Here is a 26,143-nt window from a genome sequence, read left to right as displayed (position 1 = left end):
CTTCGTCCCTTTTTCTGTTGAAACCGTTACGGTTAACTGCGTACTTTGCGGTATACGAACAGCACCACAATGGCACCGATAACAGCGACCACAAAGCTTCCGAAGTTAAACCCATCGACGCGGCCGAAGCCAAACAGCGTACTGATCCAGCCACCCACTACGGCACCGATAATACCCAGAACGATAGTCAGAATGAAACCGCCACCGTCTTTACCCGGCATAATCCACTTCGCCAGAATACCCGCGATTAAGCCAAAGACGATCCAGGAAATAATACCCATCTGTTGCTCCTTCCTTTTTATGATTAAAGCGTGAACGCCTGATTTATCAAGCGGTTTACCGCGATAAGTATAGCCAGCTTTTTGAAAAACGCCTCACGGGTCACACTATTTTTTAAGAATTCACCGGCTAAAGCTTTTTTTTGCCGCGCCGATAACCGGGATGAGGCAAAAAAACAGCATCAATACAGTAACCCCTTGCGGAGCAGGACGTGAAAGAAGCCGACCAGGAACAATATTTAAAACGTGGCACGCTGGCGGTTCTGGGCGTAATGAAAGATCTGCTGCACCTGCAGACGCCACTACTGGTGCGCTTCGCGCGCGGGCAGTTTATCAGCCGGATGCTGGCTGCCGATGAAGATCGCCTGCTGTTTGACCTGGGCAGTAATAATCTGGATAACGAATACGCCCTGACCAGCGACGATCTCAGCATTACCGCTGAAACCTATGGCGCGAAGGTAGAGTTCAGCCTTGCCTCGCTGGAGAGGGTGGAGTTTGAAGGATTACCCGCCTTCAGCGCACCGTTGCCGGAGCTGCTGTGGCAGATTCAGCGACGTGAGTTTTTCCGCGTCTGCGCACCGCTGGAGCCGCAGTTCTGGTGTCATACCCTGTGGCCGGATGGCAGTAAAACGCGCCTGCGTTTACAGGATCTGTCACTGGGCGGCATCGGCGTGCTGGTGGATGAACCGCTGCCGGACGGGTTACAGAACGGCGACAGCTTCAATTCGTTCCGGGTCGAGCTGGGCGAGTATGGCATTTTTGACGTGCCGGTGAAGCTGCTGCACATTGGCGAGCGTTGCGTGGTGACACGCAAGAATGAAACCCGCATTACGCCCCGACTGAGCTTTCGCTTTGCCACGCTGAACCCGGCGCAGGAGCGGCAGCTTCAGCAGATTATTTTTGCTCTTGAGCGACTGGCTCGCGATAAATCGACCCGTTTCCAGTAACGTCTTCAGGGATGCGCCACACAGGTGGGCCGCATCCAGGCTATGCTTCTTGCTTATTTTCTTTTAAACCGGAACCCAGCAAGGAGACCCTCCCCAATGGAAAACTGGCTCTCTTCACGTCGTTTTCACTCCCTCTTTTTTAATCAGGAACTCTGGCTCAACAGCGCCATCGTGGTGGTTTCCACGCTGGTGATTTACTGGGTATTACGTACCCTGATTCGCTTTATCTCCAACCGGATTGCGCTTTACAGCGAACATCGTCATGTCCGCGCGACCGCGATTCTGGTGGAGATACTGCGCAGCACCAGCCAGACCCTGCTGCTGATCTTTTCACTGCTGATTGCCCTGAAGTTTGTGGACCTGCCCGAATCCTGGAGCGTGACCATCGCACACGGCTGGTTCCTGGCGCTGATCGTACAGCTCGCGCTGTGGATCGACTGCGGCATCCGGCTCTGGCTGAAAAGCCTGCTGCGCGATCCCCTGCACGTGCGGAATCCGGTGACGACGGTGATCCTCGGGATTCTGCTGCGGGTCGTGGTCTGGATCATGATGTTCCTGGCCATTCTGTCGAACATGGGCATCAATATTACCGCACTGGTCGCCAGCCTGGGCGTCGGGGGGATCGCGATTGCGCTGGCGATTCAGACCGTGCTGAGCGATGTGTTTGCGTCGCTGGCGATAGGCTTCGATAAACCATTCGAGCATGGCGATTTCATTGTCTTTGGTGATATAGCCGGTTCCATTGAACATATCGGCCTGAAAACCACCCGGCTGCGCAGCCTGAGTGGCGAGCAGATCGTCTGCTCAAACACCATTCTGTTGCAGCAGACCATCCACAACTACAAGCGCATGCAGCAACGCCGCATCGTGTTTAAGTTTGGCATCAGCTATGCCACGCCTTCTGAGCAGGTGCGCGAGATCAGCCCGCTGGTGAAAGAGATTATCCAGGGCGTTGAGACCACCCGTTTTGACCGCGCCCACTTCCTGGCTTTCGAGGACTCAAAGCTGACTTTTGAAGTGGTCTATTTTGTGCTGGATGCGGATTACAACAAGTACATGGATATACAGCAGGAGATTAACCTGCAGCTCATGGCGGCTCTTGAAGAGCGCAATATCCGCTTCGCCTTCCCGATCCGTCAGGTTGAGTTCAGCGGGGGTAATCTGCCGCCGGTGGATTTGGTTGCCGTGGAAAGTGACGATGGCGAAGTGCGCAGAATGGCGCGCTAACATGCCCGCCCTCCTGTCCTGAAAATGGCGGGCCATGAAGCCGATGCGGCCAGAACTGTGGTCGCATCGGCTGCCTCGCATTGATCTTACTGGCGTTCTGCGATTCACTCTCATCGCTTACTGATGCCGGTAACAACTCACGCCGAGATACTCACTGAATGCTTCCTGCAGCACACCGGCCGTGGCCGAGTGGTTCATCGCCACGTGGTGCTCAAAGCCATTGCGGCAGATCCACGCCAGCAGCGTCTCCAGCTGCGGCACCTGAATGACCGCACGACAGCCGACCGTGTCCAGTGGATCGGTGACCGACATTCCCTCGCCCACATAGGCTTTGATTTCGCCGCTGAAATCGTCGGTCGAGAGGCGGAAATAGGTAAGGTCGCCCTGCTTCATCCGGCCATGCACCGCACCGCAGGTGTTCTCTTTGCCCACGGTGGTGCCAATAATATCCGCCGTGCCCATGGTCGGTGACTCGAGGCTGGCGCTGGCAAAATTTCCGCAGTGAAACAGCACGCATTTGTCCCGCTCGTCGCCAAAGTTGTTGTTCCAGTCCGCCAGTGAAGCAGGACTCAGCGAACAGCTGGCAAGCGCATACATCGACAGCGCGCCCATCACGTCCACTTCACAGGCGCTGGGCATCAGCTGTCCCGACATCACGCTCATGATTGAGCAGACGTTGATGCCCAGGTTTTCCTGCAGCGACGTCCAGCACTGAATGGCCGTCGTGTCGATATCGTTGTCACTGATCCACTCGCTGATGACCACAAACAGTTTGGCCATAGTCACCATTTTGTCCCCCGGAATGCCGCGCGCATCGGCGTTGGCTTCCAGGATCTCGCGCTTCTCTGCCACGCGGATATCGTCATCACGCAGCCGGTTTGTGCGGGTAAAAATCTCCGATAAATCCAGGGTTTCTACCGCGATGCCCATCTTCTCCAGCAGCTTTTCGCTGTAGCGGACGGTGTTGAATCCGGCGGGCCGCGCACCAATCGCGCCAACGCGCACCCGCCGCATCGCATTCACTACCCGGCAGAGCTGGCTGAAGCGCTGTAAATCCTGCTGAAAAACCTCGCCGCTCAAGGCGCAGACGTGCTGGCGGGTCAGGGTAAACGGAATGCCATACTGTCGCAGGTTGTTGCAGAGCGAAATTTTGCCGCAGAAGCTGTCGCGTCGGGTCGCCAGCCCCATTTTATCCAGGTTGTCCTCTTCCGCCTGCACCAGTACCGGCACATTCAGCCCGGCCAGACGAAGCGCTTCGGCAATGGCCTTTTCATCACCAAAGTTAGGCAGCAGCACCACAATGCCGTGAATCGCTTCGCGATGCTGACGAAACAGCGCAGCACAGGTTTTAGCCTCCTGCCGCGTCTCGACGCCGCCCAGATTGGTCTGCGTTTCATCCAGCATCACCGTATTAATGTTCATCTTTTCAAACAGCGCAACCGCCTGCTGGCGCGCCTCGCCCACCAGATAGCTGGGAAAAAATCCCCGGTTGCCAATGATGACACCGAAGGTTAACTGCTGAGGAAGTGTTGACATGGCTCTGCTCCGGTTAAGGATTAATGTGGCTGATAACGACAGCGTGCAACGGCGTCGATCCAGCCTTTATAGTTTTCCTGCATACGCTGCGCGTGCTCTTCACGCGGCATGATGACGCTCCCGCCCTGCAGCGCCTGCATATCACTGCCCTGCTGCCACCATCCCAGTACTTTGCCCGCCAGCAGCGCCGCGCCCAGCGCGGATACTTCGGCGGTCGGCACCCGCTGCAGCGGCCGCTGTAACACATCCGCCTGTAACTGCATCAGCCAGCTGTTTTCGGTGGCGCTACCATCCACACAGAGGGCCGGGAGCTGCTGGCCGCTGGCCTGCTCCATCGCAAAAAAGACGTCGGCGATTTGCCAGACGATCGACTCCAGCGCGACACGCGCCAGTACGTCGGGCGTGGCGGCGTCCGTCAGTCCGCATACCATGCCGCGCGCCTGCAGATCCCACCAGGGCGCGCCCAGGCCGGAGAGCGCCGGGACAAAATAGATGCCCTGATTGTCGTCGCAGCGCTGCGCCATGGCGGTCAGCACACGCGGATCCTGCACGCCGAGCAGTTTGCCCAGCCAGGCGGCACCGGAACCGGTGTGGGTGATGTTGCCTTCAAACGCATAACGCAGCGTGCCGTCGTGCCAGGCCACGGTGGTGCTGAGGCCATTTTCCGTCAGTAGCGGCGTCGCCATCGACATCATCAGTGAGGAGCCGGTGCCGTAGGTGGCTTTCACCACTTCTGACTCGCCGCGCCGCTGTGCCTGCAGCGCAGCATGGGAGTCACCGATGCGCGCCAGAATGGGCGTGCCGGGCGCTAAGCCGGGAATGTCACGCACCGCGACCACGCCCTGTTCGCTGGCGGAGGAGGTAATACGTGGCAGCGCGGCGCGCGGTAGCTGAAACAGCGACAGCAGCTCGTCGTCCCAGTCATTAAGATGCAGACTATAAAGTTGAGTGCGGGCGGCGTTGGCGTGATCGGTAACGAATACCTCACCTGCGCTGAGCTGCCAGCTGAGCCAGCTGTCGACGGTGCCGATGCAAAGCTCACCGGCTGCGGCCCGCGCCGCACCGTCGGGAATGGCGGCCAGCATCCCGGTCAGCTTGGCGGCCGGAAACATCGGATCAACGGCCAGCCCGGTTAAGCCGGTAATACGTGGCGCTTTGCCCGCCTGGTGCAGATCGCGACAGAATGCCTCTGAGCGTCGATCCTGCCAGCTCACCAGTGGCGTCAGCGGCTGACCATCACGCCGCTGCCAGATCAGCACCGACTCGCGCTGATTGCTGATCGCCACGGCCGCAACAGGCGCGCCATCACAGGCTGACAGACACTGGATGATTGCCTGCTTTACCGCCTGCCAGATTGCCATAGGGTCCTGCTCCGCCAGTCCGGGCTGCGGATGTTGCAGGGTTAAACTCTGGCTGCCGCGCGCCACGACGCGGCCACTGCGATCAACCGCAATCGCCTTGGCGTTGGTGGTGCCTTCGTCGATCGCCAGAATCAGGGGTCCCACCATGTTTATGCTCCTGCGCAGATGCGTGCTGCACTGTTGACTACGCTGCTGGCATCAATGCCATGACGGGCACGGGTCGAGGCGCGATCGCCGGCAATCGCATATTCGCCATCCGGAATGCCGAGCCGTAACAGCGGGATGCCGCAGCCGCCTTCCGCCAGCACTTCGGCCACCAGGCTGCCGACACCACCATTGACGTTGTGCTCTTCTACGGTAATCACCGCTGGGTAGTGATTTAACAGGTTGCGCAGCTGTTGGGTATCACAGGGACGAATCGATGGAACCGCGATCACACCGGCTGAAATGCCCTGTTCAGCCAGTTGCTCAGCGGCGTGAACCACCTCGTGAACCGTTGAGCCCATCGCCACCAGCGCGATGTCGCTGCCTTCCCGCAACAGGTCGATCGCACCCGGACTGAACCGGTAGCTTTCGTCGTGCAGCTGCGGCAGATCTTTGCCGTCCAGACGGATATAGACCGGGCCGACATGCTCAAGGGCGTAGTCGATGATCTGGCGGCACTCCAGCGGGCAGGAAGGCGCATAGATCTCGATATTGCCGAAACCGCGCATCACCGCGATATCATCAATGCTGTGGTGGGTGCTGGCTAATGGGCCATAGCTGGCCCCGGCATTCAGCCCGAACAGTTTGACGTTGGTATTGTTGTAACAGACGTCCACTTTCACCTGCTCATTGGCGCGTGATACCAGAAACGGCGCGGCGTTACAGGTCACCGCAACTTTGCCGCCCAGCGCCAGCCCGGCCGCTGTGCCCACCAGCGTCTGCTCGGCGATGCCGACGTTGATCAGCCGGTCGGGAAACGCCTTGATAAAGGGGGCGATTTTGGCGGTTGAGGTGGAGTCAGCTACCACCGGCACCAGATCCACGCCGCGATTCACCGCGTCGATAAAGGCCGTTACCATGACGCTTGCTAAATGTTGTGCATTACTCATCTTTCAGTTCCTCCAGTGCCAGCGCGATCTCTTCGCCTTTCGGCACCCGGTGATGCCATTCGGCTTTGCTCTGAATAAAGGAGATACCAAATCCCTTTTCGGTATGTGCCACGATCACCTGCGGCTTGCCGTTCTTCGGCAGATTTTCAATAGTGTCGACGACCGCCGCCATCTCATTGCCGTTGCATTCGGTGACCTCCAGCCCGAAGGCGCGCCATTTTTCCGGCAGCGGATCGGTGTTCATGATGTCGCGGGTCGCGCCCGCCAGTTGCAGCTTGTTCTTGTCATTAATGATGATCAGGTTGTCGAGGCCGTAATGCGCTGCGACCAGTGCTGCTTCCCAGTTGCTGCCTTCGGCCAGTTCCCCGTCGCCGGTCACCACAAAGATGCGGCGCGAGCTGTTATCTTTTTTCGCTGCGATAGCGATACCCACCGCCACCGGCAGTCCGTGTCCCAGTGCGCCGGTATTCAGCTCAACGCCAGGCGTTTTCTGCCGCACCGGATGGCCGGGCAGATGTGAGTCGGCATGCTGATAAGTTGCCAGCCAGTCGGTCGGAAAGTAGCCCGCTTCCGCCAGCACGCAGTAATAACCGCCCACCGCGTGTCCTTTAGACTGGATGTAGATGTCACGCTGATCGTCGTCAGTGCGATCCGGGGCGCAGTTCAGAATGCGGAAGTAAAGCGCGGTGAGGATCTCCACCTGCGACAGATCGGCACCGGTATGACCACCTGCCGGGCTGCCCGCATTCAGCTGGATAATGCGACGACGGATAGCACGCGCCCGACGCTCAAGGTCTTCGACCGGAAGATTGAAAGGATTCATACACTACCTCTGAATTTTAAATCGGTTATGAATATATATTCATGTCGGTTAAAAAAATTTCTGCCAGAAAAGGCGTGCCTTACACTGGCGCTCCCCTTTGTATGCCACTCTGCCCGTTAACCCGTGCAGGCCATCCCCGTGAGCAGAAACATGCAGCAGTTCCGCCTGCCTGGCTCAGTGCGTTTAGGATTTTGCTGGTGAGCCCTCCTCGATTAATGCTTTCTGTGCCACCACCGCCGCCTTCTGCTGCATCCGGCTCTGAGTCTGGTCGATAATGACCGCGATGATGATGACAATGCCCTTAATGACCATCTGCCAGAATTCGCTGACACCCATCATGATCAGGCCATCCGCCAGAAAGCCGATGACAAACGCCCCAATCAGCGTGCCGACAATGGTGCCGCGTCCGCCCGCCAGCGAGGTGCCGCCCAGCACCACGGCGGCAATCGCGTTCATCTCAAACGCGGTGCCGTTCGCCGGATGGCTGGCGACCAGCTGCGATGAGACCACGATGCCGGCAATGGCTGCACAGAAGCCCGACAGGGTGTAGACCAGAATTTTCACCTGCCGGGTTTTCACCCCCGACAGTTCAGCGGCACGCTCGTTGTCGCCGATGGCATAGACCTGACGGCCAAACGGCAGACGACGGGCGATATAGGCGATGACCAGCGCCAGCAGCACCATCATCCAGATGGCATACGGCAGCCCGAGAAACGTCCCCGCACCAATCCTGTCGAAACCGGTATTGCCCAGTAGCGGATTGCCCTGCAAACCGGGAAAGGTCTCGCCGCCAGAGGTAAGCATTGCCGCCCCGCGCAGGATGTACATGGTGCCGAGGGTGCAGATAAAGGGGGCCACGTTGTAGCGGGTAATGATCCAGCCGTTGCCCGCGCCAATCAGCGCGCCGACCAACAGCACCACCGGCACAATGACCCAGACGCTGGGAAAGATAGCGATGCCAAACATTGGCAGCACAATGCCTTTAGTGATCAGCCAGCCGGCGATCATGCCGCATAGCCCTAAGGTGGCCCCAATTGACAGGTCAATGCCTGCGGTGATAATGACAAAGGTGATGCCCAGCGCCAGAAAGGCGTTGATGGCGATATGTTTCACCATGATCACCAGGCTGCCGGTGGCGAGAAAGTCCGGCACGGTGATGGCGAAGAAGCCGACAATCAGAATCAGCGCAATAAAGGTGCGCAGTTTCAGAAGCAGCAGCAGAATGCTTTCGCGTGAACTGAACGCTTTAGCCGGAAGTGTGTTCAGCGCGACGCTGTTATTGCTTTTCATGCTCAGAACCCCTGCGCACTTGCTTTCACCAGCGCTGCCTCTTCCGCCTGGTCGCGGGGAAGATCAGCCGTAAGTTTGCCGCCCGACATCACCAGGATGCGATCGGCTACCGCCATAATCTCTTTCAGGTCTGAGGTGGAGAACAGCACGGCGATGCCCTGCTGCGACAGCGCCACCATGGTGCGAAATACCTCGGCTTTGGCCCCGACGTCAATGCCGCGGCTCGGCTCATCCAGCAGCAGCAGACGTGGGTTGGTCAGCAGCGCACGACCAATCACCACTTTCTGCTGATTGCCGCCGCTGAGTGCACTGATGGCGACGTCCGGCGACGAGATTTTAATCGCCAGGTTGCCCACCGTCTGGTTCACCGCCTGCTGCTCCGTCTGATGCGCAATGGCAAAACGGTGCGACAGTCGCCGCCACAGGCTGGCGATGGTGAGATTACTGGCGACCGACGAGACCGGGAAAATCCCGGCGCGTTTGCGATCTTCCGGCACCAGGCTCATGCCCATACGGATGCGATCGGCGGTCGGCAGACGGGTTGGCAGTGGTTTACTGTCGAGCCACAGCCTGCCGAGATAGTGGCGCTGGCTGCCGAGCAGACACTCAAACAGTTCGGTGCGACCCGCGCCCATCAGTCCGTAGATCCCGACAATTTCGCCGGCCCGCACCTGAAAACTGACGTCATCCACCAGCGTATTGCCGTTGGGGCTGACGCAGGTAATGTGCTGCGCTTCCAGCACCGGCGCGCCAAATTCACGCCGATCCGGCAAAAGGGTCGTGACCGGTTCACTGCCCAGCATCTCGCGCACGATCCACGGCACATCGATGGTGCTCACCGGGGCTTCCGCCTTGAAACGTCCGTCGCGCAGAATGGTAATCACGTCACCAATCGCCATCAGCTCCTCCAGCCGGTGGGAGATGTAGATGAGGGTCACGCCCTGCTGCGTCAGGTCGCGGATCACCCGGAACAGGATCTCCACTTCGGTTTTGCTCAGTGCCGACGTCGGCTCGTCGAGGATCAGAATGTCTGCATCTTCCGCCAGCGCTTTGGCGATCTCCACCAACTGCTGCTGACCCACTTTGAGATTGCCGACCCGCTCAGTGGGCGAGATCGGCTGATCGAGCCGCGCCATCAGTACGGCGGTGCGGCGTGCCTGCTCCGCCTCATTGATGGGTGACAGGCCGCGCTGGATCTCCCGGCCCAGAAAGAGGTTCTCCGCCACCGTGAGGTTTTCAAACAGGTTCAGCTCCTGGTGCACCATGCCGATACCGTGCCGGGCGGCGTCACGGGTGCTGCTCAGCATCAGCGGCTCGCCATTCAGGAACAGCGAACCGGCGGTGGGCTGCTGCACCCCGGCCAGAATCTTCATCAGGGTCGATTTCCCCGCCCCGTTTTCACCAATGATGACGTTAACTTTGCCGCGCCAGACCCGGTAGTCGACGCGATCCAGCGCCAGCGTGCCGGGAAACAGCATCGATATCTGTTCGGCCCGCAGAATGATCTCATCGTTCATCAGGGCGTCTCCCGCTTCAGCTCAACCGCCACCACCTCTACAACGCTGTTGTGACCGATGCTCACCGCCAGCAGCGCCTGTACCGGCTGGTTGACCCAGCTGGCATCCAGTGGCGGCAGCTGCTTCACCGCATGACGATTAAGCGCCCGCGTCAGCTGGGCGTACTGCACCTGATTTGTAAACTCCTCGAAACGGAACCCGGCGGCGTCGCGAATAGCGTTGCTGCGCAGCACCGGCCCGACCCTGACTGCCACCGGTTTGCCGTTGATCGTCAGCGTCAGCGTGCGTTCACGCGGATTACTCTCATCCAGGGCGCTGGCCGTCCCGCTGGCCCGTACGAAGACGCTTTCACGCCCGTCGGGTTTAACCGTCTGACTTTTCGCCTCCATGTCGGCCCAGCTCAGCGCGTGGCTGTTCGCGGTGGTCATGACCCGCGGCTGCCAGGTCTCCTCCGCAATCTGCTGCGGCGTCTGGGTGGTATAACTGGGTTTCGCGTGCGGATCTTTCGGCAGAATCGGGTTACCGTCCGCATCCAGATCCACCACGGTGCAGGCGCTGAGCAGCACCATACCGGTCAATACCGCCAGTATCCGTTTCATGGTTATTTCGCCAGGTTGAAGTTTTTCAGCTTAGCGGCGTTGCTGTCGTCAATCAGCACACAGTCCATCAGTTGCTTCTCCTGTTTCTGCGCTTTGCCGTTCTTCAGGTAGTAGTCCGCCTGCGTGACCGCCATCTGCGCCTGATCCCAGCCCGGCTGGAGTACCGTCGCTTTGATGTTGCCTTTGTTGAGGATCGAATCGCGGGTGTAGTCGCTACCGTCAAAGCCCACCACAATCACCGAGGTTTTCCCGGTGGCTTTCAGCGCGGCTTCCGCGCCCAGCGCCATGGTGTCGTTACCGGAGATCACACCAACGATGTTGGGGTGTTTCTGCAGCAGGGTTTCCATGCGGCTGAAGGCTTCGGTCTGGCTCCAGTTAGCGCTCTGCTGCGCCACCATTTTCAGGTCGGTGTAGTCATCCAGCACGTCGTGATAGCCCTGCGACCGCACGCCCGCGTTGGTGTCAGACTCCTTGCCCAGCAGTTCAACGTACTCACCTTTGCCGCCCAGCAACTTTGCAAATTTCTCAGCACCCAGCTGCGCACCCTGATAGTTATTGGAGACGATCTGCGCCACGGCGATACCGGTTTTGTTGATCTCACGGTCAATCAGAAAGGTCGGGATACCGGCATCTTTGGCTTTCTGCACCGGCCCGACGGTGGCGTCCGCGCCGGCGTTATCCAGAATGATCGCTTTCGCTTTGCGCGCAATCGCGGTCTCAATCAGCTGGTTTTGCTTGTTAACGTCATCGTCGTGCGACGCCACCAGCGTGGCGTAACCCAGCTCTTTGGCTTTGGCTAACGCGCCTTCTGCCTCGGCTTTGAAAAACGGGTTGTCATGGGATGGGGTAATAATCGCCAGCAGGCCTTGCTCTGCCGCCAGCGCCGTTGCAGAAAAAGCGAACATCGAAGCCAGCAGGGTCAGTTTAATCAGAGGACGAGTCATTACTTTTCTCCGCTTTGAATATATATTCACAGGCGATTTTATATGCATAATGACTATGCGCCTGCGCTGACGCGCCGTCCAATGCGCGATCGTTAAAAAGCGAAAACGATCACAAATTAGCCTGCGTTGTGATTTTGATCATCCTGGTTAACAATACCGGGCAGATTCAGAGAGGGAAAAACCGATGGCAAAACAGGATGAACAGCGACTGATGGTGAAGATTGCCACGCTTTACTATGTCGAAGGGCTGAAGCAGTCAGAGATCGCGCAGTCGCTGACCCTATCGCAGTCGTTTGTCTCACGCATTCTTAATCGCAGCGTGAAAGAGGGTGTGGTCAAGATCAGTGTGGTGCCACCGGCCAACGTCTATCCGGAACTGGAAAAGGCGATTGAGCAGACCTACAACCTGCCGCAGGCGATTGTGGTGGATGTGCCGGATCAGGCGTCGTCACTGCAGATTAAGCAGGCGATTGGATCGGCGGCCGCTCACTATCTGGAGACCCGGCTGCGCAACGATGAACTGATCGGGATCTCGTCGTGGAGCGGCACTATCCGGGCGATGGTGGATGCGCTGCATCCGCTCAACAGCGCCTGTAAAGGCGTGATCCAGCTGCTGGGCGGCGTCGGTGCCAACGGCAACGTGCAGGCCACCATTCTGACCCAGAATCTGGCGGCGCTACTGAACTGCCCCGCCTGGCTGCTGCCGTCGCAGTCGATTGAGCATTCGGTCAGCGATCGCCAGCGGCTGTCGGCCAATGCCGAGGTTGCCGAGGTGCTGAGTAAATTTGAGCAGGTCGATCTGGCGATTGTCGGCATCGGCGATCTGGAGCCGTCGGCGCTGCTGCGCAATTCTGGCAATTACTACGATGGCAAAATGCTGCAGACGCTGGCGGCACGCGGTGCGGTCGGTGATATCTGCCTGCACTATTTTGACGCCTGCGGCCAGCCGGTATTGAAAGCGGAAGAAGATCCGGTGATCGGAATGGAGCTGGCGCAGGTGAAACAGTGCCCGCAGGTCGTCGGGCTGGCTGGGGGACGGGAGAAAGCGCAGGCGATTCGTGGTGCGCTGTTGGGCGGTTATATCAAGGTGCTGATTATTGACTATCCCACGGCGCGGCTGCTGCTCACGCCGCAGGCGTAGTCAAAACCGGTCAGATGGTGCGGTAAGCGGTGGTGACTTTCCAGAGATAGCGCGGTGCCTGCGCCGCCGGATGCCTGTTCTGCACATGCTGATAGAACTCATCCGGTGACATGGCATTGATCATCGCAATAGCCCGATCGCGATCGCGGGAAAATGTTCGCAGCAGCGCACCGGCACCATTGGCATAAGAGACGATGGTGGCGTAGCGCAGGGTCAGCGGATCGCGGATGCCCGACAGCGCAGAGTCCTGCAGGATGCGGATATAGGCGGTGCCGATATCAATATTTTTGGCCGGATCGCGCAACTCGGCATTCGACGGCTGACCCCGGCGGCCCAGCGTGCGATAGACTTCGCGCCCCGCGGTCGACGCTTTAATCTGCATCAGCCCTACCGCATTGGAACGGCTCACTACGCCCGGATTTCCACCCGATTCGACACTGATAATGGCGCTGATCAACTTCTCATCAACGCCATAATGACTGGCGGCATCTTCGGTAAACATGGCCCAGGTTCCATTGACGCTGGAAGGCGGTGCCTGCGTTAACGGCGTGTTGCGCTGCTTAACGGCATGGTGCGGTGGCTCGCTGGCACAGCCAGTCAGGAGTAAAGCCGAGAGTATAAGGTGTCGGATTTTCAGCAATTTTTCGTCTCATCGCGGTTATGGCGAATGCTATCATACCCAGGCAGCCTGAGAGCAAAATTACCGTTTATCCTAAATACACGATTATGCGGCGTGCACCGTGACTTCAGCGGGGCTTTTCGCCATCATCGCCGTCAGTCATGAGCGCTAACAGCAGGAAAGTATGATGATTTCACGTTCAGTTCGTCTTATCTCCCCCTCCGGTTACTGCCATAATCAGCCTGCGGCGCTGCAGGGCATTGCACGACTGCGCGCGGCGGGCCATCAGGTGGAGAACGAGCAGGTGATCACCCGCCGTTTTCAGCGCTTCGCCGGCACCGACGCGGAACGCCTTGCGGATATCAACCAGCTTGCCAGCCTCACTGCGCTGCCCGACGTGGTGCTGGCGGTGCGCGGCGGTTACGGAGCCAGCCGGCTACTGGAATCCATCGACTATGTTGGCCTGCAACGCCGCCTGCTGAATCAGCCGCTGGCGCTGTGCGGCCACAGCGACTTCACCGCGATTCAGCTGGCGCTGCTGGCACAGGTTGGCCTGATTACCTTCAGTGCACCGATGCTGGCCGGTAACTTCGGTGCCGCGACCTTATCTGAATTTACCCTGCACCACTTCTGGCAGGCACTGACATCACCTACAGTAGAGGTGAAATGGCAGAGCGAAACCCCAGACCAGGGCGACTGGCAGGGTACGCTGTGGGGCGGAAACCTGGCGATGATCTGCTCGCTGATCGGCACGCCGTGGATGCCGCAGATTGAGAACGGCATTCTGGTGATAGAAGATGTGAATGAGCATCCGTTCCGCATTGAACGCATGCTGATTCAGCTGGAGCAGAGCGGCATTCTGGCGCGACAGCGGGCAATCGTCACCGGCAGCTTCACCAGCACGGCCCTGTCGGACTATGACAATGGGTTTGATTTCAGTACCGTCTGGCAGCGCGTGCGTGATACTACCGGTCTGCCAGTGATCTGTGGATTAGATTTTGGTCATGCCGCTGATACCGTCACACTGCCGCTGGGTGCCAGCGCACGATTAGCGGTCAGCCAGGGCAACGCCCATTTGCAGGCGACCGGGCATCCCGTCCTGCGGGATTAGAGAGCGTTTCAGGAGATCGACATTGAAGCCGTTGTATGACGATTTGTGGATCTCAACCCCGGAATTCCCGGTGGAAGATGCCGTTAATGACCTGATGATGCATGGCTTTATGCTGCGTCACCCGCGCGGCAATCTGCTGATTGGCCGCATAGAAAACCCGCTCGATCATGAAGTGATTGCTGATACCGGCGGCGTGATCCGTCACTATCTGACCCACTGGCACGAATCCGCGCCTGGTGCGGCGGTGATCCAGCAGCGTTTCAGCAGCGCGCTTTACTGCCACAGCCGCTCATTAGGCCCCATCAGCCGTTTTGCGGAGCCTGATGACACCTTTTCGCAGCCGGAGACGCACTTCGGCGATTTCCATCTGCTGCCGACGCCCGGACACACACCGGGCAGTTGCAGCTTTCTCTATACCTCGCCGCTGGGGCTGACCTATCTGTTTGTCGGCGATACCGTGACCCGTTCTCATGACAACTGGATTACGGTGCTGGTGCCGGACAGTAATCCGGCTGAGCTGAGTCAGACGCTGGAATTTTACCGCTCGCTGCGCCCCGACGTGGTGCTGATGAGCACCACGCGCGGGCATCTTTCCTGGAAAAAAGTGACGCTGCAAAGCTGGCTGGCTGCCATCGATGAAGCTGAACAACATCCCCTGGATCTGCGGGAAAATCCGCTGTTCTGATTACAGTTCTTTGGTCAGATAGTGCCGCTGATGATGATCCATGTAGTTCGCCAGCGTAAGCCGCAGGGTGTAGCCAAGTTTTTCATAAAACGGCCGCGCCTGAAAACTGGCGGTATCCACCTGTGCATAACGGCAACCGCGATCCCGCGCCTCCTGCTCGGCAGCCTGTATCAGCTTACTCCCTGCCCCCTGCCCGCGAAGCGCCTCACTCACCCAGAGCATATCAATCCGCAGCCAGTTACCGGTGGTTGAGCCGGTCAGCCCGGCCAGCTTTTTGCCCTGCTCATCACGGATAAATACCCCAATTGACCTGATCGTATTCACATCAATAAATTTGCTGTTGAAGGCATTGAGGCCCAGCCTGACCTCATCCAGATCCTGCGCGGTAACGTTGTCGGTAATCTCAGGTTGCATAGTGGCTCCCGGGGTTAACTGTCGGAACGCTGACGATCGTCGTAGCGCTCCAGGGTCAGCGCATCGACATCGCGTTTTTCGCTGCGGCTGCAGGGCAGCAGTTTATCGCTGTCGCGGTATACAAAGAAGGTTGCCTGGCTGCGCTGGTTCACAATCAGCTGATCGCCATTGCGAAAGCGGGTAATCGCCACCTGATCGCCCGCTTCTAAGCGGGTTCGCTGCTGACCGGCGGCAATCTGGAAGTGATTATCCGGCCACATCAGGGTGGTTAAACCATATTCGGCACGCGAAACCGTCATGGTCGGCCGGCCGGGACAGTTAAGCTGAAATTCGGTTTCACTCCAGGCGGGTGCGATGTGACAGGCCAGCAGGCCCAGGGCAATTAACGCTGCCTTCATGTTGTGTCTCCACTGATTTCATTGAGAATTTTCTTAGCTTAACATATAAAAATCAGAGGAGAGACGTGAGGCGAGCGTGACTGAGACCATTAAAAGGTGGAATCGGTGTGCGAAAAAACCTGAAAGTTGAGAAAAGATAAAGTAATCCGGCCAGCCTGACAGCGTGCCTGCCTGGCCGGATAGTGACTATTCGGCTGCCACCTCGGCGGCCACTAACATCAGCGCCAGCCCGGCATTTTCGCTATCATAAGCCTGCATGGCTGCACGAATATTCGCTGAGCAGGCGAGCACCTGTTGCTTCTTATCGGCTTCCAGCTCGTCAATCGCGTGGCGAATAATCATTAGACTTGCTTCTTCTTCTTTCATCATTTATCCCTGGATTTGCCTAAGTGGTGCGCAAAGGAGCCAAGAATAACGTTTATTGATAAGCAAAGTCACCCCTTTACATTCCTGTTGCTTAACGATTAAACAAATCACAAACAGGAAGCGTAGCGGAAACTGCTATAATTAAGTGATTGGTGGTGCAACAGGATAGACTCTGCGCCACAACACTCCCAGGGATTGAAGCAGGTAGAAAATCATGATGCGACTCAGCATTTTAATCCTCATCGCGATGGTGACTGGATGTTCATCTGGCCCGAAAGGGGTGGAATGTCCGGGTGAGGTCTCGACAATTTATGGTCAGTCGATGGGACAGACTCAGGGTGTGATTTTTGATCTGGTTAACAGCTTCACCGTGACACGGGACAATGTCAGCGTAAACAGTGGCCCGCTGCAGTCACTGGATCGGTTTAAATATGTCCCCTCCGCCGTAACGCGTGAAGGCTACTATGCGCAGCGCCTGTCAGATAAGCAGTTCCGCCTGATTAATCCTTACCAGGACACCCAAATCACCTGGACCTGTCCATAAGGGATGAATCCTGCTGCCAGATGGTTTATTGTCAGGAAACGTCAAGCAGCAGGGCTCCCCGATGGAAAAGCGTCTGGATAACAACGGTTATATCGACTTCCCCTTCCCCGCTACGCGCAATGCGGATGGCTCTGTTAATCCCTGTGGCTTTGATCTGACGCTGGAAACCGGTCGACTTGAAGAGATTGTCGTGCTGAATCGCTCAGCGAATCTGCGGCGACTGGTCGAGGAGGTTAACCTGCAGGAGGGGTTGTTTATGACTCTGGCCTGTGACTGGCAGCAGCAGGAAAAGGCGGTCTGTGGTTTTATCGATGTGGCTTTTCGTCCCGACCTGCCGCAGCACGACTTTGAGGAAGCCCTGCAGCTGGAAGCGAGCTTTCATCGTTACCTGACCGGACAGGAGCAGCAACATCAGCTGCCCGCCGGGACACTGGTTAACTATGCCCGTTCAGTGCTCGACTGGAGCTGGTCGCCGCTGCGTCAGCGTCAGCGCGATTACGAAAAAATTACCATCCAGTTCTATTGTCCGCAGGCTGATGACGCCGAATGGTGCTTTGACCATCTGCGTCATTTCCTGGTGAGCGTCTACCCGACCTGCATCGCCACCCGTTCACTCTGATCCCCCCTGCCCCCGGAGTCGCTATGCGTTCTGCTGCGCTGTCTGTTTTTACGCTGTTCTGCTCGCTGTTTTTTGTCGCATCGGCCCAGGCCAATCGCTGCCAGCAAATCCGCGCCGGTCTGGATATCGGTTCCGGTACTACCAAAATTGCGGTGGCGCGCGTCAATGTCTGCCAGCAGCGCATCGAAAAAGTGCTGTATCAGGATCAGCGCGCCGTGGCCTGGAACGACGCATTAGCCCATTCAGCGGATAACCAGCTGAGTCCGTCAGTGACTCATGAAGGTGCCGCCGCACTGCAGCAGCTGGTGGCGCACGCACAGCGCTTTCATCCGCAGCGAATCAGCGGCGTGGCGACGGCGGTGTTTCGCAACGCCAGCAACGGTCAGGCGGTCATTGAACAGTTGCAGCGCCAGAGCGGTGCGCAAATCAGCATTATTTCGCAGCAGCAGGAGGCGACGCTTGGCTTTCTCTCTGCCAGAGCCGCGCTTAAAGATCCAATGGTCCGGGATGAGCAGTTACTGGTCTGGGATATTGGCGGCGGGTCAATGCAGATGACTGCATGGCGGCAGCAGGCGGGCAAGCCGGTAGCAGATATCTATCAAGGCAGACTGGCTTCGGTGACGCTGAAAAACTTTATTCTGACGGTGCTCAAGAACAGCCCGAAGGCGGAATCCCCCAATCCTATTGGTTCCTGGCGGCAGTCGGTGCTGCGCTTTGTGCAGTTTTACGCGACTAACGAAGTCAGCCCGCAGATCAAACAGGATGTGGCCGGTCGTCGGGTAATTGGCATCGGAGGCGTACACGGTTTTTCGATTCGCAATCAGTTACCGGGCAAACCCGACCGCTATACGCTGGCGGCCCTGAGCCAGCTCTCGCAGCAGCAGGTCTGGAAAGGCGACAGTGAACTGTCTGGCGACTATCGCGCCACGGACGTGAGTAATCTGTTACTGGTGGAAGGATATATGCGGGCGCTGAAAATCAATGAGGTGGAGATTGTTGAAGCCAGCCTGATTCAGGGCGTGCTGCTACAGTAACGTAACGCTTCCACATTCGCTAAACGTCGGGCTTAACCAGCCGGATAGCGTGATCCAGCATTCGCTGCTCATCCCGTTCACTGTGGGCGCGCTGCTGCCGGGTCCGTTTAAGCAGGTCATAGATTTCGCCACGCCGGGTATCATGACCGCGCTCCATCAGTACAATGACTGCATCGCCAATAACGCGGCAGACTTCATCATAGTCATCATCATTCAGTGCATCACGTTTCATCGTTTCTCCTCCGGCTGTGACTCTCATCTCAAAAGGCTAGACAGGAAATGGCTGGCCCGCAAACGCAGCGCTATTAACAGCCAGAAATGATTTTTTAACGCCTTATCGGGCACTGGCGCAGCAGAACTCACTATCTTTGCTACGCTTTGAGAGTCTTACTCAAAACCAAGGAGCATTTAAATGTCAGGAAAAATCGAAGATAAAGTAAAAGAAGCCGCTGGCGCAGTTCAGGAACAATGGGGTGCAGCAACCGGTTCATCCGAGCATCAGGCTAAGGGCGCAGCGCGTCGTTACACCAACCAGGCAAGCTATGCTGCACGTGATGCAGCTGAGACCATTCGCGATCAGGTTCAGTCCAATCCTGCTGCAGGTCTGGCCATTGCTGCAGGCGTTGGCGTATTTATCGGCTTCCTGCTGGGTCGCAAGTAATACCGCCATACGTCAACAGAACGGGAGCCACTGGCTTCCGTTTTTTTTGGCTGTAGCTGACCGTATGCTGAGAAACATCTGAAAGATAAGCCTTCACAGGCCAGCGCACGGTGAGTCTCCAGTCTTAATTACGTTCTCTTTCTGACAACATCAAGGTGACCTCATGAAAACGATTCCTGCTTTGCTGCTGGTGGCAGCGACCTTAACCTCTCTGGCGGGCTGCTCGCATAAGAGCGACGCCATTAAAGAAGATGGCCGTCCCCATGCGCCAAGTGGCCAGTCTTCTCCGGGCGGCACCCTGGGTTCAGGCCCGGTGGGTCAGCCTCAGTCGTAATACCCTGCCCCGGCACGCATGCCGGGGTTTGTTTTTTTATATTCAATAGCTCCCGTAAAATAAATTCGCTAATAGTTAACCTGCTAGTAATTAAGGGCGGTATTAAAAAATCCTGAAATATTATTATTATAAGAATCATCCCAACTCTTTTCGAAAATTGCCTACCTCTTTTACACAATTCTGTATATATACCCTGAATAAACAACACTAAAATTGTGGAAAAAGTTTAAACAAATATTCTACGGCCAATAAAAAAGATTTCCCCCTGCTGAACTTTAGACGTAAGAATATTCTCTAATAATGCACAACACCTTTTGTTTAATATTATTGATACGTTCAAGAGAATTCAGACGTGAAGAAAAAAAAGATTTATCTGATAGACCGACTTTTAACGCTTTATTCTCGATTTTCAGGCAGAACAAAACCGCAGGCCCTGCAGACGCTGACACCCGGCACGGTAGTGATTTATTCCACTACGGCACTGGGCGATTTCCTGATGAATACACCGGCTATCTGGAGCCTGAAGAATCGCTTTCCCACCAGCAAATTTATTCTGGTTTCCAGTAAGAAAAATAAGGACCTGGTCAGCCGTTATAACTGGTTCGATAAGATCTATATCTGGGATAACAAAGTGGCTAATTTCCTGCCGCTATTTTTCAAACTGCGTCGCCAGAAACCGGATTTGTCAGTGATATTACACGCCCATTTTCCCTACGATATTATGAGCTCAGTACTGACCGGCAGTAAGGCGATTGTGCGCGATCATTACGGCAGCGAATCCCCGGTGCTGAATAAATATCTTGATCACTATTCAGGCTATTTCGACGATCACACCATCAAGCGCAAGCTGAAGCTGATCGAAGCGCTGGGCGCAGAGACAGAACAGACCCGGATGCATCTGCCCGAGGTAAGTAGCCGCCCTGCTGCAACGGCCAGCCATCGCCGTATCGGTTTTCAGTTAGGGGCATCTAAAGATATTCGCCGCTGGCCGCTGGCTTCATTCAGCCAGCTGGCGACCGCGTTGCTCGAACGCTGGCCTGACGCTGAAATTATTGTCACCGGTACAGCTGCTGAGCAGTCTCTTGAGAAACAATTTATCGAAAGCCTGCCGCTGCACTGCCGTAAGCGTGTGACGCCAATGGCAGGCAAAACGAATCTCAGCGGCCTGATTACCCTGATCCGCACGCTGGACCTGCTGGTCACCGGCGATACCGGCCCACTGCACATCGCGGTGGCGGCACAGACGCCAACGGTCAGCCTGTTCTCTACCGCCAATCCACGCTACACCGGCCCCTGCCAGGACAGCGATCGCCATATTGTTATTCATCGCCCGGATAAAACGGCGTCGCAGCATCCGATGGCGTCGATTAAGGCCGAAGAAGTCGAGCAGGCCGTGGCGAAACTGGTGGGGTAATGAACGATCTCTCTCACGCTATTATTGCGCTGATTGAATACCACAATCAGCCAACCGCCCTGGGCCGGTTCCGGAAAGTGGATCGGGCGGGTTTTCATCTGCAGCAGCTGCCGCTGAATGAGGTGGAGTTCGCGATTCTGATGAATGATTTTTTTGCCACGTTCAACGTCTGCTCTGAGCATTATGATGATGCCCGCTATTTTCCGGCGGCGCACTCGCGGCATATGACACCGATGAAGTGGTTCAAATCTGGCGGATATTCTCCCGTAACGATCGCGATGCTGTGTGAAGCGGCCAGCCGTGGAGGCTGGCCTGAAGCAGATTACTGAATAATCGTTTGGGCGAAGGCGTCATAAACCTCGCGGCTGCTCAGCGCGTTGACCTCACGTGACGCCGGTTGCAGCACCTGATAGTTAACCTGCCACGGATGCCAGCACGCCGGATCGCTGTCACCAAACAGCGCCACCACCGGTAAGCCCAGTGCGGCACCGATGTGCATTGCCCCGCCATCACTGCTCACCAGCCCCTGACATAACGACATAGCCGCAATCAGCTGCGGCAGGCTGGTAGTCGCCACCGCCTTTATCGGCAGGTGCGGGCAGAGCGCCATGATTTCACGCGCTTTTTCATCATCCCCCGGATGACGCGGATTATCGCGGCTGCCAGGTGACCAGAGCAGCATGATCTGGCAGGGATGATGCGCCGAAATTTTCTCAGCCAGCCCGGCAAATCGGGCGGCGTCCCACTGCTGGCTCGGCTTGCGGGCGCTGATCTGGAGTGCATAGACCGGAAGAGTGGGATCAATCGCACAGGTGTCTCGCAGGCTGGCCGCTATAGCCGCATCCGGCCGCAGCGTCAGTTTGCCTGGCGCGGTGGCGCTGAGACGCAAATCCCGTCCCAGGCTAAACAGGGTTTCGCTGATATGACAGGGTGACTGACTGGGCGGCGGCAGTAAATCGCTGATCAGCGGATGCGGCTGCTGCCCCAGCGCGATCACTCTGGCGGGACGCACGATTTTAACCCACTTCAGGCCATGCTGATCCCAGCGGCTTTTGGCCAGAATCACTATGTCGTAACGCTGCCTTTTCAGATTCAGCATCAGCTTCAGTCGCTGTAACACACAGGCCAGTCGTCCCTGCCCTGCCTCACGGTGATGCAACTTGGTGTAATAGAAGAGCTGCCGGATATCGGGATTATGCTGCAACACGGGCGCAGCGTAGTTGTTGGTCAGTACATCGACCTGATACTGGCCCGACTGCGCCAGCGCACTGATGAGTGGCGTGGTCAGCAAGGTATCGCCAATATTATCCCGACAAATAATTAAAACCCGCATGTCTGACATCCTCTGCGCACTGGCTACGCCGTTCTGGCTGAATAAAAGTGAGACTCGCACAATTAACGTCTCTGAAGCGTTAACGTAACGGCATAAGTCAGCAAATTAGTCAGCGCAGATCGAGGTTGGTTCAATGATCGCCATGTTGTTGAAAGGCGATGGGCGCTTTTCAGGCAAGTGTTATGCCGGGCTCATTAGCCGGGTGAATGATTAAGAAAAACTTGCGCGGGGCGTCAGCGTGAGGAAGAGATAAAAGGCCACCTACGGCGGCCAGTGTCATCACTGCATTCAGCGGTATCAGCAGTGGACGTTATTTGACAGCAGGTTGATAGCCAGTCTCATAACAGGTTCAGGCTCAATACCGGTAAACATTTGATGAATTTTTTCAGTAATGGCTTCGCGGGTTACCAGCTTATCCTCAGCCACAATTTCCATAACAGCCTGACCAAATAGTAGTCGGCATGCCGCAATCGCATCACTTAAAGCTTCATCGTCCATAATATTCTCCCTGTGTATTCGCAGAAGCGTACACCTCTGTGACAACGGGATCCTGTTCAACTCTTTTTTTTGCGGCACGCGTTACAAAAATGAATCAGCTGTCACGTGCTGATAGCCAGGCCCGACATATTAAATGCCGGGCGCTTATCAGACAGGCATAAGATTAACTTAGCGTTTCATTTAACAGATCAAGAGCGACATTGTAAATCAGCGCAGGCTGCGCATCAGGTAACATCACCTTTATTTTTGCTTCCAGAGCGCGGTTAGTGACCGGCTGATTATCTGCTAATAATTCCAGCACAGCCTGCCCAAACATCAGGCGACAGATATAAATCGCGTCTTTTGTATAATTAGCGTCCATAAATCCTCCTTATGAGTGAGGTATTACAGTAACGATATTCAGTCACAAACAGATGCCAGTTTTGCGTTCACAGTTTCTTTTGTAGTGGCATCAGATAATGCAATTTGCAGAAATATTAAAATATTCAGTCGCAGGTAAGAATTTATCAGGATGTTGATAATGAAAAGTCATTCATTCATACGTTGAAGGGGATACTGAACACCTGTTAATTGCCTTAGTAAGAGCATCAATGCTGAAGACGTTATGAATGAGGAGAGGATGCGAAGAGAAGGGAAAAGCGTGAAAGGGCAGGCATAAAAAAGCCCACATCGCGTTTAACGCGATGTGGGCTTAAGCAGACATTACATATTTTCGATGATCGCGTCACCAAACTCTGAACATTTCAGCAGCTTAGCGCCATCCATCAGGCGTTCGAAATCGTAAGTCACGGTCTTGTTAGCGATAGCGCCTTCAACACCTTTAACAATCAGGTCAGCCGCTTCGAACCACTCCAGATGACGCAGCATTATTTTTGCGAGATCATATTATCTAACTGATTTTATTGATCAAAAAGCAAGAAAACATTGCTTTACATGTCCTTTGTTAACGAAAATAAACGCTTTAGAATCCAATAGGTTGCATAGCGTTTTGGGGAAAACTTTTATCGCAACTCTGTATGAATTTCACTCATTACAATCTCAGATTGGCAGTGATAATAGGTTGGTAACAGCTACTCTCATTTTACGACTGGCAGGTCTGCAAAGCGGGTCGTGTAAGCAGGTGAAAGCATCTCTCGCTTCATGGCCCATGACCTTTCAATCCCCTGCCCGGCAAAAAATAAATTGGCCTTTCCGCTCTGATTTAGCCCATCTATTACTCGCATCAGAGCTTCGCTATTAGGCTGTGGCCGGTACTCATCAAATAGATTGAGCTGAGACACACCCTGGCTGAAAAAGTCGCCTAACATTACACCTGCTTTCATATAACGGTGTCCGTCTACCCATATGTCATCAAGTGCGTCCATAGCAACCCGGATGATGTCGCGAGTATCGTTAGAAGGGGTAAGCAACTTTCGCGAGGCCTGATTGCCATAAAAGATTTCACCCTCTGCGTGCGGGCTGGTTCGGACAAAAACTGCTATCTGCTTACAAAACTGCCTTTCATTTCTCAGCTTTTCGGCTGCCCGCTCTGCGAAAGAGCAAATAGCCTGACGCATGTAAATATATTCAGTGATGCGTGAACTGAATGAACGTGAGCACACTATCTGCTGTTTTACTGGTGCAAATTCTTCGAGCTCCAGGCATGGCTCCCCGCGCAACTCTCTTACTGTACGCTCCAGCACCACGTTAAAATGCTTACGGATGATGTAAGTGCTTTGCTCAGACAGATCTTTCGCGGTAATAACGCCCATGGCATTCAGCTTCTTGCTTATGCGACGGCCAACACCCCAGACATCTTCAACCGGCACCAGCGCCATCAGTTTCTTTTGACGTTCAATATTAGACAGGTCTAGTACGCCGCCTGTCTTTGACCACTTTTTTGCAGCGTGATTTGCCAACTTTGCCAGGGTCTTGGTTGGCGCAATGCCAATACCTACGATGAGATGTGTTTCCTGCTTGATACGCCCCCTAACCCGGCGTCCGAAGTCCTCCAATGGTTCAATACGGCTCACGCCGCCGAGATTCATAAACGCTTCGTCGATTGAATAAATTTCAACTGCTGGGGCCATACCCTCAAGAGTGGTCATTACCCTGTTCGACATGTCAGCATAAAGTGCATAGTTCGAACTGAAAATATGGACGCCATGCTTTCTGAATTCGTCTTTAAGCTTGAAGTAAGGCGCTCCCATCGGCACCTGTAACTTTTTGGCTTCTGCGGAACGTGCAATCACACATCCATCGTTATTCGACAGGACGACCACTGGTTTACCGCGCAGATCAGGACGAAATACCGTTTCGCAGCTTGCATAGAACGAGTTCACATCAACCAGGGCGAACATCACATACCGCCGTTCGGATTGAACACCTGAAAAACTCGCTCATCACCGTCTGTAGGTGAGATATCTCGGAACGTGGTTGTATGTGTTTCTATCCACTTATTCGCAGAGTTAAGGGTGTAATGCCAGTTCATCCGGCCAAGCTCTTTTACAAAGTCGAGTGTACTTATGGTAAATCGGCCTTCGGCATCGCGCTTAATCGCCTGCCTGAAAGCCATCATGATTTCGTAGTCGCGTGGCATAATGCATCCCCCAGAATAGATACTGTATAAATAAACAGTAATATCAATCTGCGGAATTGATCAAGCCGAAACGACACTCAAAATTGTAAAGCCTATGAGGATGCTAAATTTTTAAACTCTTTGGCTAATTTTAGTGCAACTTATCCCAAATCCTTCATCTGAAGTCAGCAGAATAAGTACAGTATTCAACCGTCATGTCGTCGAAAATTTTTGTGTCTTTGGTAAGCAGAGTCTTGTAGTGATGCTATACGTGATAATTGTTGAATGATTGTTTTCTAATTACCATAACCTCTGTATTATCATTAGTGTCAGCAAATGCTGACAGATGGAATTGCCCCAATTGAAAGTTTTTATACCCGTGTAACGCGGGTTTTTTTATGCCTGTAGTTAAGGTGCCGCTCTTGGGATAGTCTACCCTGACTGAATTCTTTACACAGGATAAATAGGTAGCCTGTTCAGTATCTGTACTGTTGCTGTTTTGGTGCTGCTTAGGTCCGCAGATAGCAGTCGTTCCACTCACGGTGGCTGAGTACTTCAGGTGCGCTGAACAGGATCTTCTAGCCGGAAATGAAGGGATTACCAAGTCAGCTGCAGGTATCGTAAACACAACTGCTTTTAGGTGTAAAAAAAAGCCGCCCTGCAGGCGGTTCAAAGAGGAATACATCAAATTTTATTCTTATCACGGTACGGCGAAGCCACCGACCTGACTTAAGCCTAAAGAAGATTGCGGTAACTGCAAGCGCAAGCGGTAAATGGGTTCATGATTCTGTCTGTATGA

At 55.3% G+C, this 26,143-nt stretch carries 31 protein-coding genes and 1 pseudogene; 12 read left to right on the top strand and 20 right to left on the bottom strand.

Annotation, left to right across the window (positions count from 1 at the left end; translation table 11 throughout):
• Positions 1–32: 32 nt before the first annotated feature.
• Positions 33–281, bottom strand: coding sequence for a GlsB/YeaQ/YmgE family stress response membrane protein (locus IBT54_RS04760; RefSeq protein WP_013357556.1), 249 nt, complete (start codon positions 279–281; stop codon positions 33–35).
• A 209-nt stretch (positions 282–490) separates the two neighbouring features.
• Here IBT54_RS04760 and IBT54_RS04755 point away from each other — a divergent pair, with 209 nt between their 5' ends.
• Both IBT54_RS04755 and IBT54_RS04750 read left to right on the top strand, forming a co-directional pair.
• On the top strand, positions 491–1,225 hold the full coding sequence (locus IBT54_RS04755; protein WP_033782778.1) for a flagellar brake protein: 735 nt from the start codon (positions 491–493) through the stop codon (positions 1,223–1,225).
• Between the two features lie 96 nt (positions 1,226–1,321).
• Positions 1,322–2,452, top strand: a complete 1,131-nt coding sequence (locus tag IBT54_RS04750; protein ID WP_033732318.1) for a mechanosensitive ion channel family protein — start codon at positions 1,322–1,324, stop codon at positions 2,450–2,452.
• 117 nt (positions 2,453–2,569) lie between these two features.
• On the opposite strand, the gene IBT54_RS04745 is transcribed toward IBT54_RS04750, so the two are convergent.
• From IBT54_RS04745 to IBT54_RS04710, 8 genes are all read right to left on the bottom strand, one after another.
• Complete coding sequence (locus IBT54_RS04745) at positions 2,570–3,988, bottom strand: L-fucose/L-arabinose isomerase family protein (RefSeq protein WP_147788315.1); 1,419 nt, start codon at positions 3,986–3,988, stop codon at positions 2,570–2,572.
• A 20-nt stretch (positions 3,989–4,008) separates the two neighbouring features.
• Entirely contained in the window at positions 4,009–5,496 is a 1,488-nt protein-coding gene (locus tag IBT54_RS04740) for an FGGY family carbohydrate kinase (protein WP_201251672.1), read from the bottom strand.
• A 2-nt stretch (positions 5,497–5,498) separates the two neighbouring features.
• Positions 5,499–6,443, bottom strand: coding sequence for a transketolase family protein (locus tag IBT54_RS04735; protein ID WP_013357551.1), 945 nt, complete (start codon positions 6,441–6,443; stop codon positions 5,499–5,501).
• Positions 6,436–7,266 (bottom strand): transketolase, encoded by an 831-nt coding sequence (locus tag IBT54_RS04730; protein ID WP_033732315.1) that lies wholly within the window; start codon positions 7,264–7,266, stop codon positions 6,436–6,438. Before IBT54_RS04730 ends, IBT54_RS04735 begins: the two co-directional genes overlap by 8 nt.
• 183 nt (positions 7,267–7,449) lie before the next feature.
• Entirely contained in the window at positions 7,450–8,556 is a 1,107-nt protein-coding gene (locus tag IBT54_RS04725) for an ABC transporter permease (RefSeq protein ID WP_013357549.1), read from the bottom strand.
• 2 nt (positions 8,557–8,558) lie between these two features.
• On the bottom strand, positions 8,559–10,073 hold the full coding sequence (locus IBT54_RS04720) for a sugar ABC transporter ATP-binding protein (protein WP_201251671.1): 1,515 nt from the start codon (positions 10,071–10,073) through the stop codon (positions 8,559–8,561).
• Positions 10,073–10,672: a DUF2291 family protein gene (locus tag IBT54_RS04715; protein ID WP_201251670.1), complete on the bottom strand. Its 600-nt coding sequence runs from the start codon at positions 10,670–10,672 to the stop codon at positions 10,073–10,075. The genes IBT54_RS04720 and IBT54_RS04715 overlap by 1 nt, the downstream gene beginning before the upstream one ends.
• Before the next feature lie 2 nt (positions 10,673–10,674).
• Entirely contained in the window at positions 10,675–11,616 is a 942-nt protein-coding gene (locus IBT54_RS04710) for a D-ribose ABC transporter substrate-binding protein (RefSeq protein ID WP_201251669.1), read from the bottom strand.
• Between the two features lie 184 nt (positions 11,617–11,800).
• Between IBT54_RS04710 and IBT54_RS04705 the strand changes: the two genes are divergently transcribed.
• The gene (locus IBT54_RS04705; protein ID WP_013357545.1) at positions 11,801–12,757 is read left to right on the top strand and encodes a sugar-binding transcriptional regulator; all 957 of its coding nucleotides are present in this window, start codon (positions 11,801–11,803) and stop codon (positions 12,755–12,757) included.
• A 10-nt stretch (positions 12,758–12,767) separates the two neighbouring features.
• Here IBT54_RS04705 and emtA read toward each other — a convergent pair whose 3' ends face one another.
• Positions 12,768–13,397: a membrane-bound lytic murein transglycosylase EmtA gene (gene emtA / locus IBT54_RS04700; RefSeq protein WP_081093833.1), complete on the bottom strand. Its 630-nt coding sequence runs from the start codon at positions 13,395–13,397 to the stop codon at positions 12,768–12,770.
• A 166-nt stretch (positions 13,398–13,563) separates the two neighbouring features.
• Between emtA and ldcA the strand changes: the two genes are divergently transcribed.
• Positions 13,564–14,487, top strand: a complete 924-nt coding sequence (gene ldcA / locus IBT54_RS04695; protein ID WP_179291199.1) for a muramoyltetrapeptide carboxypeptidase — start codon at positions 13,564–13,566, stop codon at positions 14,485–14,487.
• A 22-nt stretch (positions 14,488–14,509) separates the two neighbouring features.
• Positions 14,510–15,172 carry an MBL fold metallo-hydrolase gene (locus tag IBT54_RS04690; protein WP_201251668.1) on the top strand — a complete coding sequence of 221 codons (663 nt, stop codon included), beginning with the start codon at positions 14,510–14,512 and terminating at the stop codon, positions 15,170–15,172.
• On the opposite strand, the gene IBT54_RS04685 is transcribed toward IBT54_RS04690, so the two are convergent.
• The 3 genes from IBT54_RS04685 to IBT54_RS04675 form a co-directional block, all read right to left on the bottom strand.
• The gene (locus tag IBT54_RS04685; protein WP_201251667.1) at positions 15,173–15,586 is read right to left on the bottom strand and encodes a GNAT family N-acetyltransferase; all 414 of its coding nucleotides are present in this window, start codon (positions 15,584–15,586) and stop codon (positions 15,173–15,175) included.
• Between the two features lie 14 nt (positions 15,587–15,600).
• Positions 15,601–15,984: a hypothetical protein gene (locus IBT54_RS04680; RefSeq protein ID WP_107319547.1), complete on the bottom strand. Its 384-nt coding sequence runs from the start codon at positions 15,982–15,984 to the stop codon at positions 15,601–15,603.
• Between the two features lie 186 nt (positions 15,985–16,170).
• Positions 16,171–16,350 carry a hypothetical protein gene (locus tag IBT54_RS04675; protein WP_013357539.1) on the bottom strand — a complete coding sequence of 60 codons (180 nt, stop codon included), beginning with the start codon at positions 16,348–16,350 and terminating at the stop codon, positions 16,171–16,173.
• A 214-nt stretch (positions 16,351–16,564) separates the two neighbouring features.
• Here IBT54_RS04675 and IBT54_RS04670 point away from each other — a divergent pair, with 214 nt between their 5' ends.
• The 3 genes from IBT54_RS04670 (at position 16,565) to IBT54_RS04660 (ending at position 18,547) form a co-directional block, all read left to right on the top strand.
• Entirely contained in the window at positions 16,565–16,894 is a 330-nt protein-coding gene (locus IBT54_RS04670; RefSeq protein WP_201251666.1) for a hypothetical protein, read from the top strand.
• A gap of 61 nt (positions 16,895–16,955) precedes the next feature.
• A complete protein-coding gene (locus IBT54_RS04665) occupies positions 16,956–17,513 on the top strand; it encodes a hypothetical protein (protein ID WP_013357537.1) in 558 nt (185 codons plus the stop codon).
• A 23-nt stretch (positions 17,514–17,536) separates the two neighbouring features.
• Entirely contained in the window at positions 17,537–18,547 is a 1,011-nt protein-coding gene (locus IBT54_RS04660; RefSeq protein ID WP_201251665.1) for a Ppx/GppA phosphatase family protein, read from the top strand.
• Between the two features lie 19 nt (positions 18,548–18,566).
• Here the strand turns inward: IBT54_RS04660 and IBT54_RS04655 are convergent, their stop codons facing one another.
• Positions 18,567–18,779, bottom strand: a complete 213-nt coding sequence (locus IBT54_RS04655) for a DUF2767 family protein (protein ID WP_013357535.1) — start codon at positions 18,777–18,779, stop codon at positions 18,567–18,569.
• Positions 18,780–18,959: 180 nt separating this feature from the next.
• On the opposite strand from IBT54_RS04655, the gene IBT54_RS04650 reads away from it, so the two are divergent.
• From IBT54_RS04650 to IBT54_RS04635, 4 genes are all read left to right on the top strand, one after another.
• A complete protein-coding gene (locus tag IBT54_RS04650; RefSeq protein WP_013357534.1) occupies positions 18,960–19,208 on the top strand; it encodes a YqjD family protein in 249 nt (82 codons plus the stop codon).
• A 163-nt stretch (positions 19,209–19,371) separates the two neighbouring features.
• The gene (locus IBT54_RS04645) at positions 19,372–19,542 is read left to right on the top strand and encodes a hypothetical protein (protein ID WP_013357533.1); all 171 of its coding nucleotides are present in this window, start codon (positions 19,372–19,374) and stop codon (positions 19,540–19,542) included.
• Positions 19,543–19,894: 352 nt separating this feature from the next.
• Positions 19,895–20,956, top strand: coding sequence for a glycosyltransferase family 9 protein (locus IBT54_RS04640; protein WP_147788325.1), 1,062 nt, complete (start codon positions 19,895–19,897; stop codon positions 20,954–20,956).
• Positions 20,956–21,285 carry a DUF1493 family protein gene (locus tag IBT54_RS04635; RefSeq protein WP_147788326.1) on the top strand — a complete coding sequence of 110 codons (330 nt, stop codon included), beginning with the start codon at positions 20,956–20,958 and terminating at the stop codon, positions 21,283–21,285. Before IBT54_RS04640 ends, IBT54_RS04635 begins: the two co-directional genes overlap by 1 nt.
• On the opposite strand, the gene IBT54_RS04630 is transcribed toward IBT54_RS04635, so the two are convergent.
• The 6 genes and pseudogenes from IBT54_RS04630 to IBT54_RS04605 form a co-directional block, all read right to left on the bottom strand.
• A complete protein-coding gene (locus IBT54_RS04630) occupies positions 21,279–22,289 on the bottom strand; it encodes a glycosyltransferase family 9 protein (protein WP_147788327.1) in 1,011 nt (336 codons plus the stop codon). The two genes, IBT54_RS04635 and IBT54_RS04630, sit on opposite strands and share 7 nt — an antisense overlap.
• A 297-nt stretch (positions 22,290–22,586) precedes the next feature.
• On the bottom strand, positions 22,587–22,787 hold the full coding sequence (locus IBT54_RS04625; RefSeq protein ID WP_013357528.1) for a hypothetical protein: 201 nt from the start codon (positions 22,785–22,787) through the stop codon (positions 22,587–22,589).
• 163 nt (positions 22,788–22,950) lie between these two features.
• Positions 22,951–23,148: a hypothetical protein gene (locus tag IBT54_RS04620; RefSeq protein ID WP_013357527.1), complete on the bottom strand. Its 198-nt coding sequence runs from the start codon at positions 23,146–23,148 to the stop codon at positions 22,951–22,953.
• A gap of 341 nt (positions 23,149–23,489) precedes the next feature.
• Positions 23,490–23,663 (bottom strand): annotated as a pseudogene (locus IBT54_RS04615) (isocitrate/isopropylmalate family dehydrogenase); the annotation flags it as partial.
• A gap of 200 nt (positions 23,664–23,863) precedes the next feature.
• A complete protein-coding gene (gene umuC, locus IBT54_RS04610) occupies positions 23,864–25,126 on the bottom strand; it encodes a translesion error-prone DNA polymerase V subunit UmuC (RefSeq protein WP_201251664.1) in 1,263 nt (420 codons plus the stop codon).
• A complete protein-coding gene (locus tag IBT54_RS04605; RefSeq protein WP_033786031.1) occupies positions 25,126–25,365 on the bottom strand; it encodes a hypothetical protein in 240 nt (79 codons plus the stop codon). The genes umuC and IBT54_RS04605 overlap by 1 nt, the downstream gene beginning before the upstream one ends.
• Between the last annotated feature and the right edge of the window lie 778 nt (positions 25,366–26,143).

The sequence above is a fragment of the Pantoea sp. S62 genome (assembly GCF_016658625.1).
Classification (GTDB): Bacteria; Pseudomonadota; Gammaproteobacteria; order Enterobacterales; family Enterobacteriaceae; genus Pantoea; species Pantoea vagans.
This window is presented reverse-complemented; position numbering and strand designations above follow the sequence as displayed.

Bases quoted from the DNA above. Each gene is read 5' to 3' on its own strand.
- IBT54_RS04760 (WP_013357556.1), bottom strand. From the start codon at position 281: ATGGGTATTATTTCCTGGATCGTCTTTGGCTTAATCGCGGGTATTCTG.
- IBT54_RS04750 (WP_033732318.1), top strand. From the start codon at position 1,322: ATGGAAAACTGGCTCTCTTCACGTCGTTTTCACTCCCTCTTTTTTAAT.
- IBT54_RS04745 (WP_147788315.1), bottom strand. From the start codon at position 3,988: ATGTCAACACTTCCTCAGCAGTTAACCTTCGGTGTCATCATTGGCAAC.
- IBT54_RS04740 (WP_201251672.1), bottom strand. From the start codon at position 5,496: ATGGTGGGACCCCTGATTCTGGCGATCGACGAAGGCACCACCAACGCC.
- IBT54_RS04735 (WP_013357551.1), bottom strand. From the start codon at position 6,443: ATGAGTAATGCACAACATTTAGCAAGCGTCATGGTAACGGCCTTTATC.
- IBT54_RS04730 (WP_033732315.1), bottom strand. From the start codon at position 7,266: ATGAATCCTTTCAATCTTCCGGTCGAAGACCTTGAGCGTCGGGCGCGT.
- IBT54_RS04725 (WP_013357549.1), bottom strand. From the start codon at position 8,556: ATGAAAAGCAATAACAGCGTCGCGCTGAACACACTTCCGGCTAAAGCG.
- IBT54_RS04720 (WP_201251671.1), bottom strand. From the start codon at position 10,073: ATGAACGATGAGATCATTCTGCGGGCCGAACAGATATCGATGCTGTTT.
- IBT54_RS04715 (WP_201251670.1), bottom strand. From the start codon at position 10,672: ATGAAACGGATACTGGCGGTATTGACCGGTATGGTGCTGCTCAGCGCC.
- IBT54_RS04710 (WP_201251669.1), bottom strand. From the start codon at position 11,616: ATGACTCGTCCTCTGATTAAACTGACCCTGCTGGCTTCGATGTTCGCT.
- IBT54_RS04705 (WP_013357545.1), top strand. From the start codon at position 11,801: ATGGCAAAACAGGATGAACAGCGACTGATGGTGAAGATTGCCACGCTT.
- ldcA (WP_179291199.1), top strand. From the start codon at position 13,564: ATGATTTCACGTTCAGTTCGTCTTATCTCCCCCTCCGGTTACTGCCAT.
- IBT54_RS04685 (WP_201251667.1), bottom strand. From the start codon at position 15,586: ATGCAACCTGAGATTACCGACAACGTTACCGCGCAGGATCTGGATGAG.
- IBT54_RS04680 (WP_107319547.1), bottom strand. From the start codon at position 15,984: ATGAAGGCAGCGTTAATTGCCCTGGGCCTGCTGGCCTGTCACATCGCA.
- IBT54_RS04675 (WP_013357539.1), bottom strand. From the start codon at position 16,350: ATGAAAGAAGAAGAAGCAAGTCTAATGATTATTCGCCACGCGATTGAC.
- IBT54_RS04670 (WP_201251666.1), top strand. From the start codon at position 16,565: ATGATGCGACTCAGCATTTTAATCCTCATCGCGATGGTGACTGGATGT.
- IBT54_RS04665 (WP_013357537.1), top strand. From the start codon at position 16,956: ATGGAAAAGCGTCTGGATAACAACGGTTATATCGACTTCCCCTTCCCC.
- IBT54_RS04660 (WP_201251665.1), top strand. From the start codon at position 17,537: ATGCGTTCTGCTGCGCTGTCTGTTTTTACGCTGTTCTGCTCGCTGTTT.
- IBT54_RS04655 (WP_013357535.1), bottom strand. From the start codon at position 18,779: ATGAAACGTGATGCACTGAATGATGATGACTATGATGAAGTCTGCCGC.
- IBT54_RS04650 (WP_013357534.1), top strand. From the start codon at position 18,960: ATGTCAGGAAAAATCGAAGATAAAGTAAAAGAAGCCGCTGGCGCAGTT.
- IBT54_RS04645 (WP_013357533.1), top strand. From the start codon at position 19,372: ATGAAAACGATTCCTGCTTTGCTGCTGGTGGCAGCGACCTTAACCTCT.
- IBT54_RS04635 (WP_147788326.1), top strand. From the start codon at position 20,956: ATGAACGATCTCTCTCACGCTATTATTGCGCTGATTGAATACCACAAT.
- IBT54_RS04630 (WP_147788327.1), bottom strand. From the start codon at position 22,289: ATGCGGGTTTTAATTATTTGTCGGGATAATATTGGCGATACCTTGCTG.
- IBT54_RS04625 (WP_013357528.1), bottom strand. From the start codon at position 22,787: ATGGACGATGAAGCTTTAAGTGATGCGATTGCGGCATGCCGACTACTA.
- IBT54_RS04620 (WP_013357527.1), bottom strand. From the start codon at position 23,148: ATGGACGCTAATTATACAAAAGACGCGATTTATATCTGTCGCCTGATG.
- umuC (WP_201251664.1), bottom strand. From the start codon at position 25,126: ATGTTCGCCCTGGTTGATGTGAACTCGTTCTATGCAAGCTGCGAAACG.
- IBT54_RS04605 (WP_033786031.1), bottom strand. From the start codon at position 25,365: ATGCCACGCGACTACGAAATCATGATGGCTTTCAGGCAGGCGATTAAG.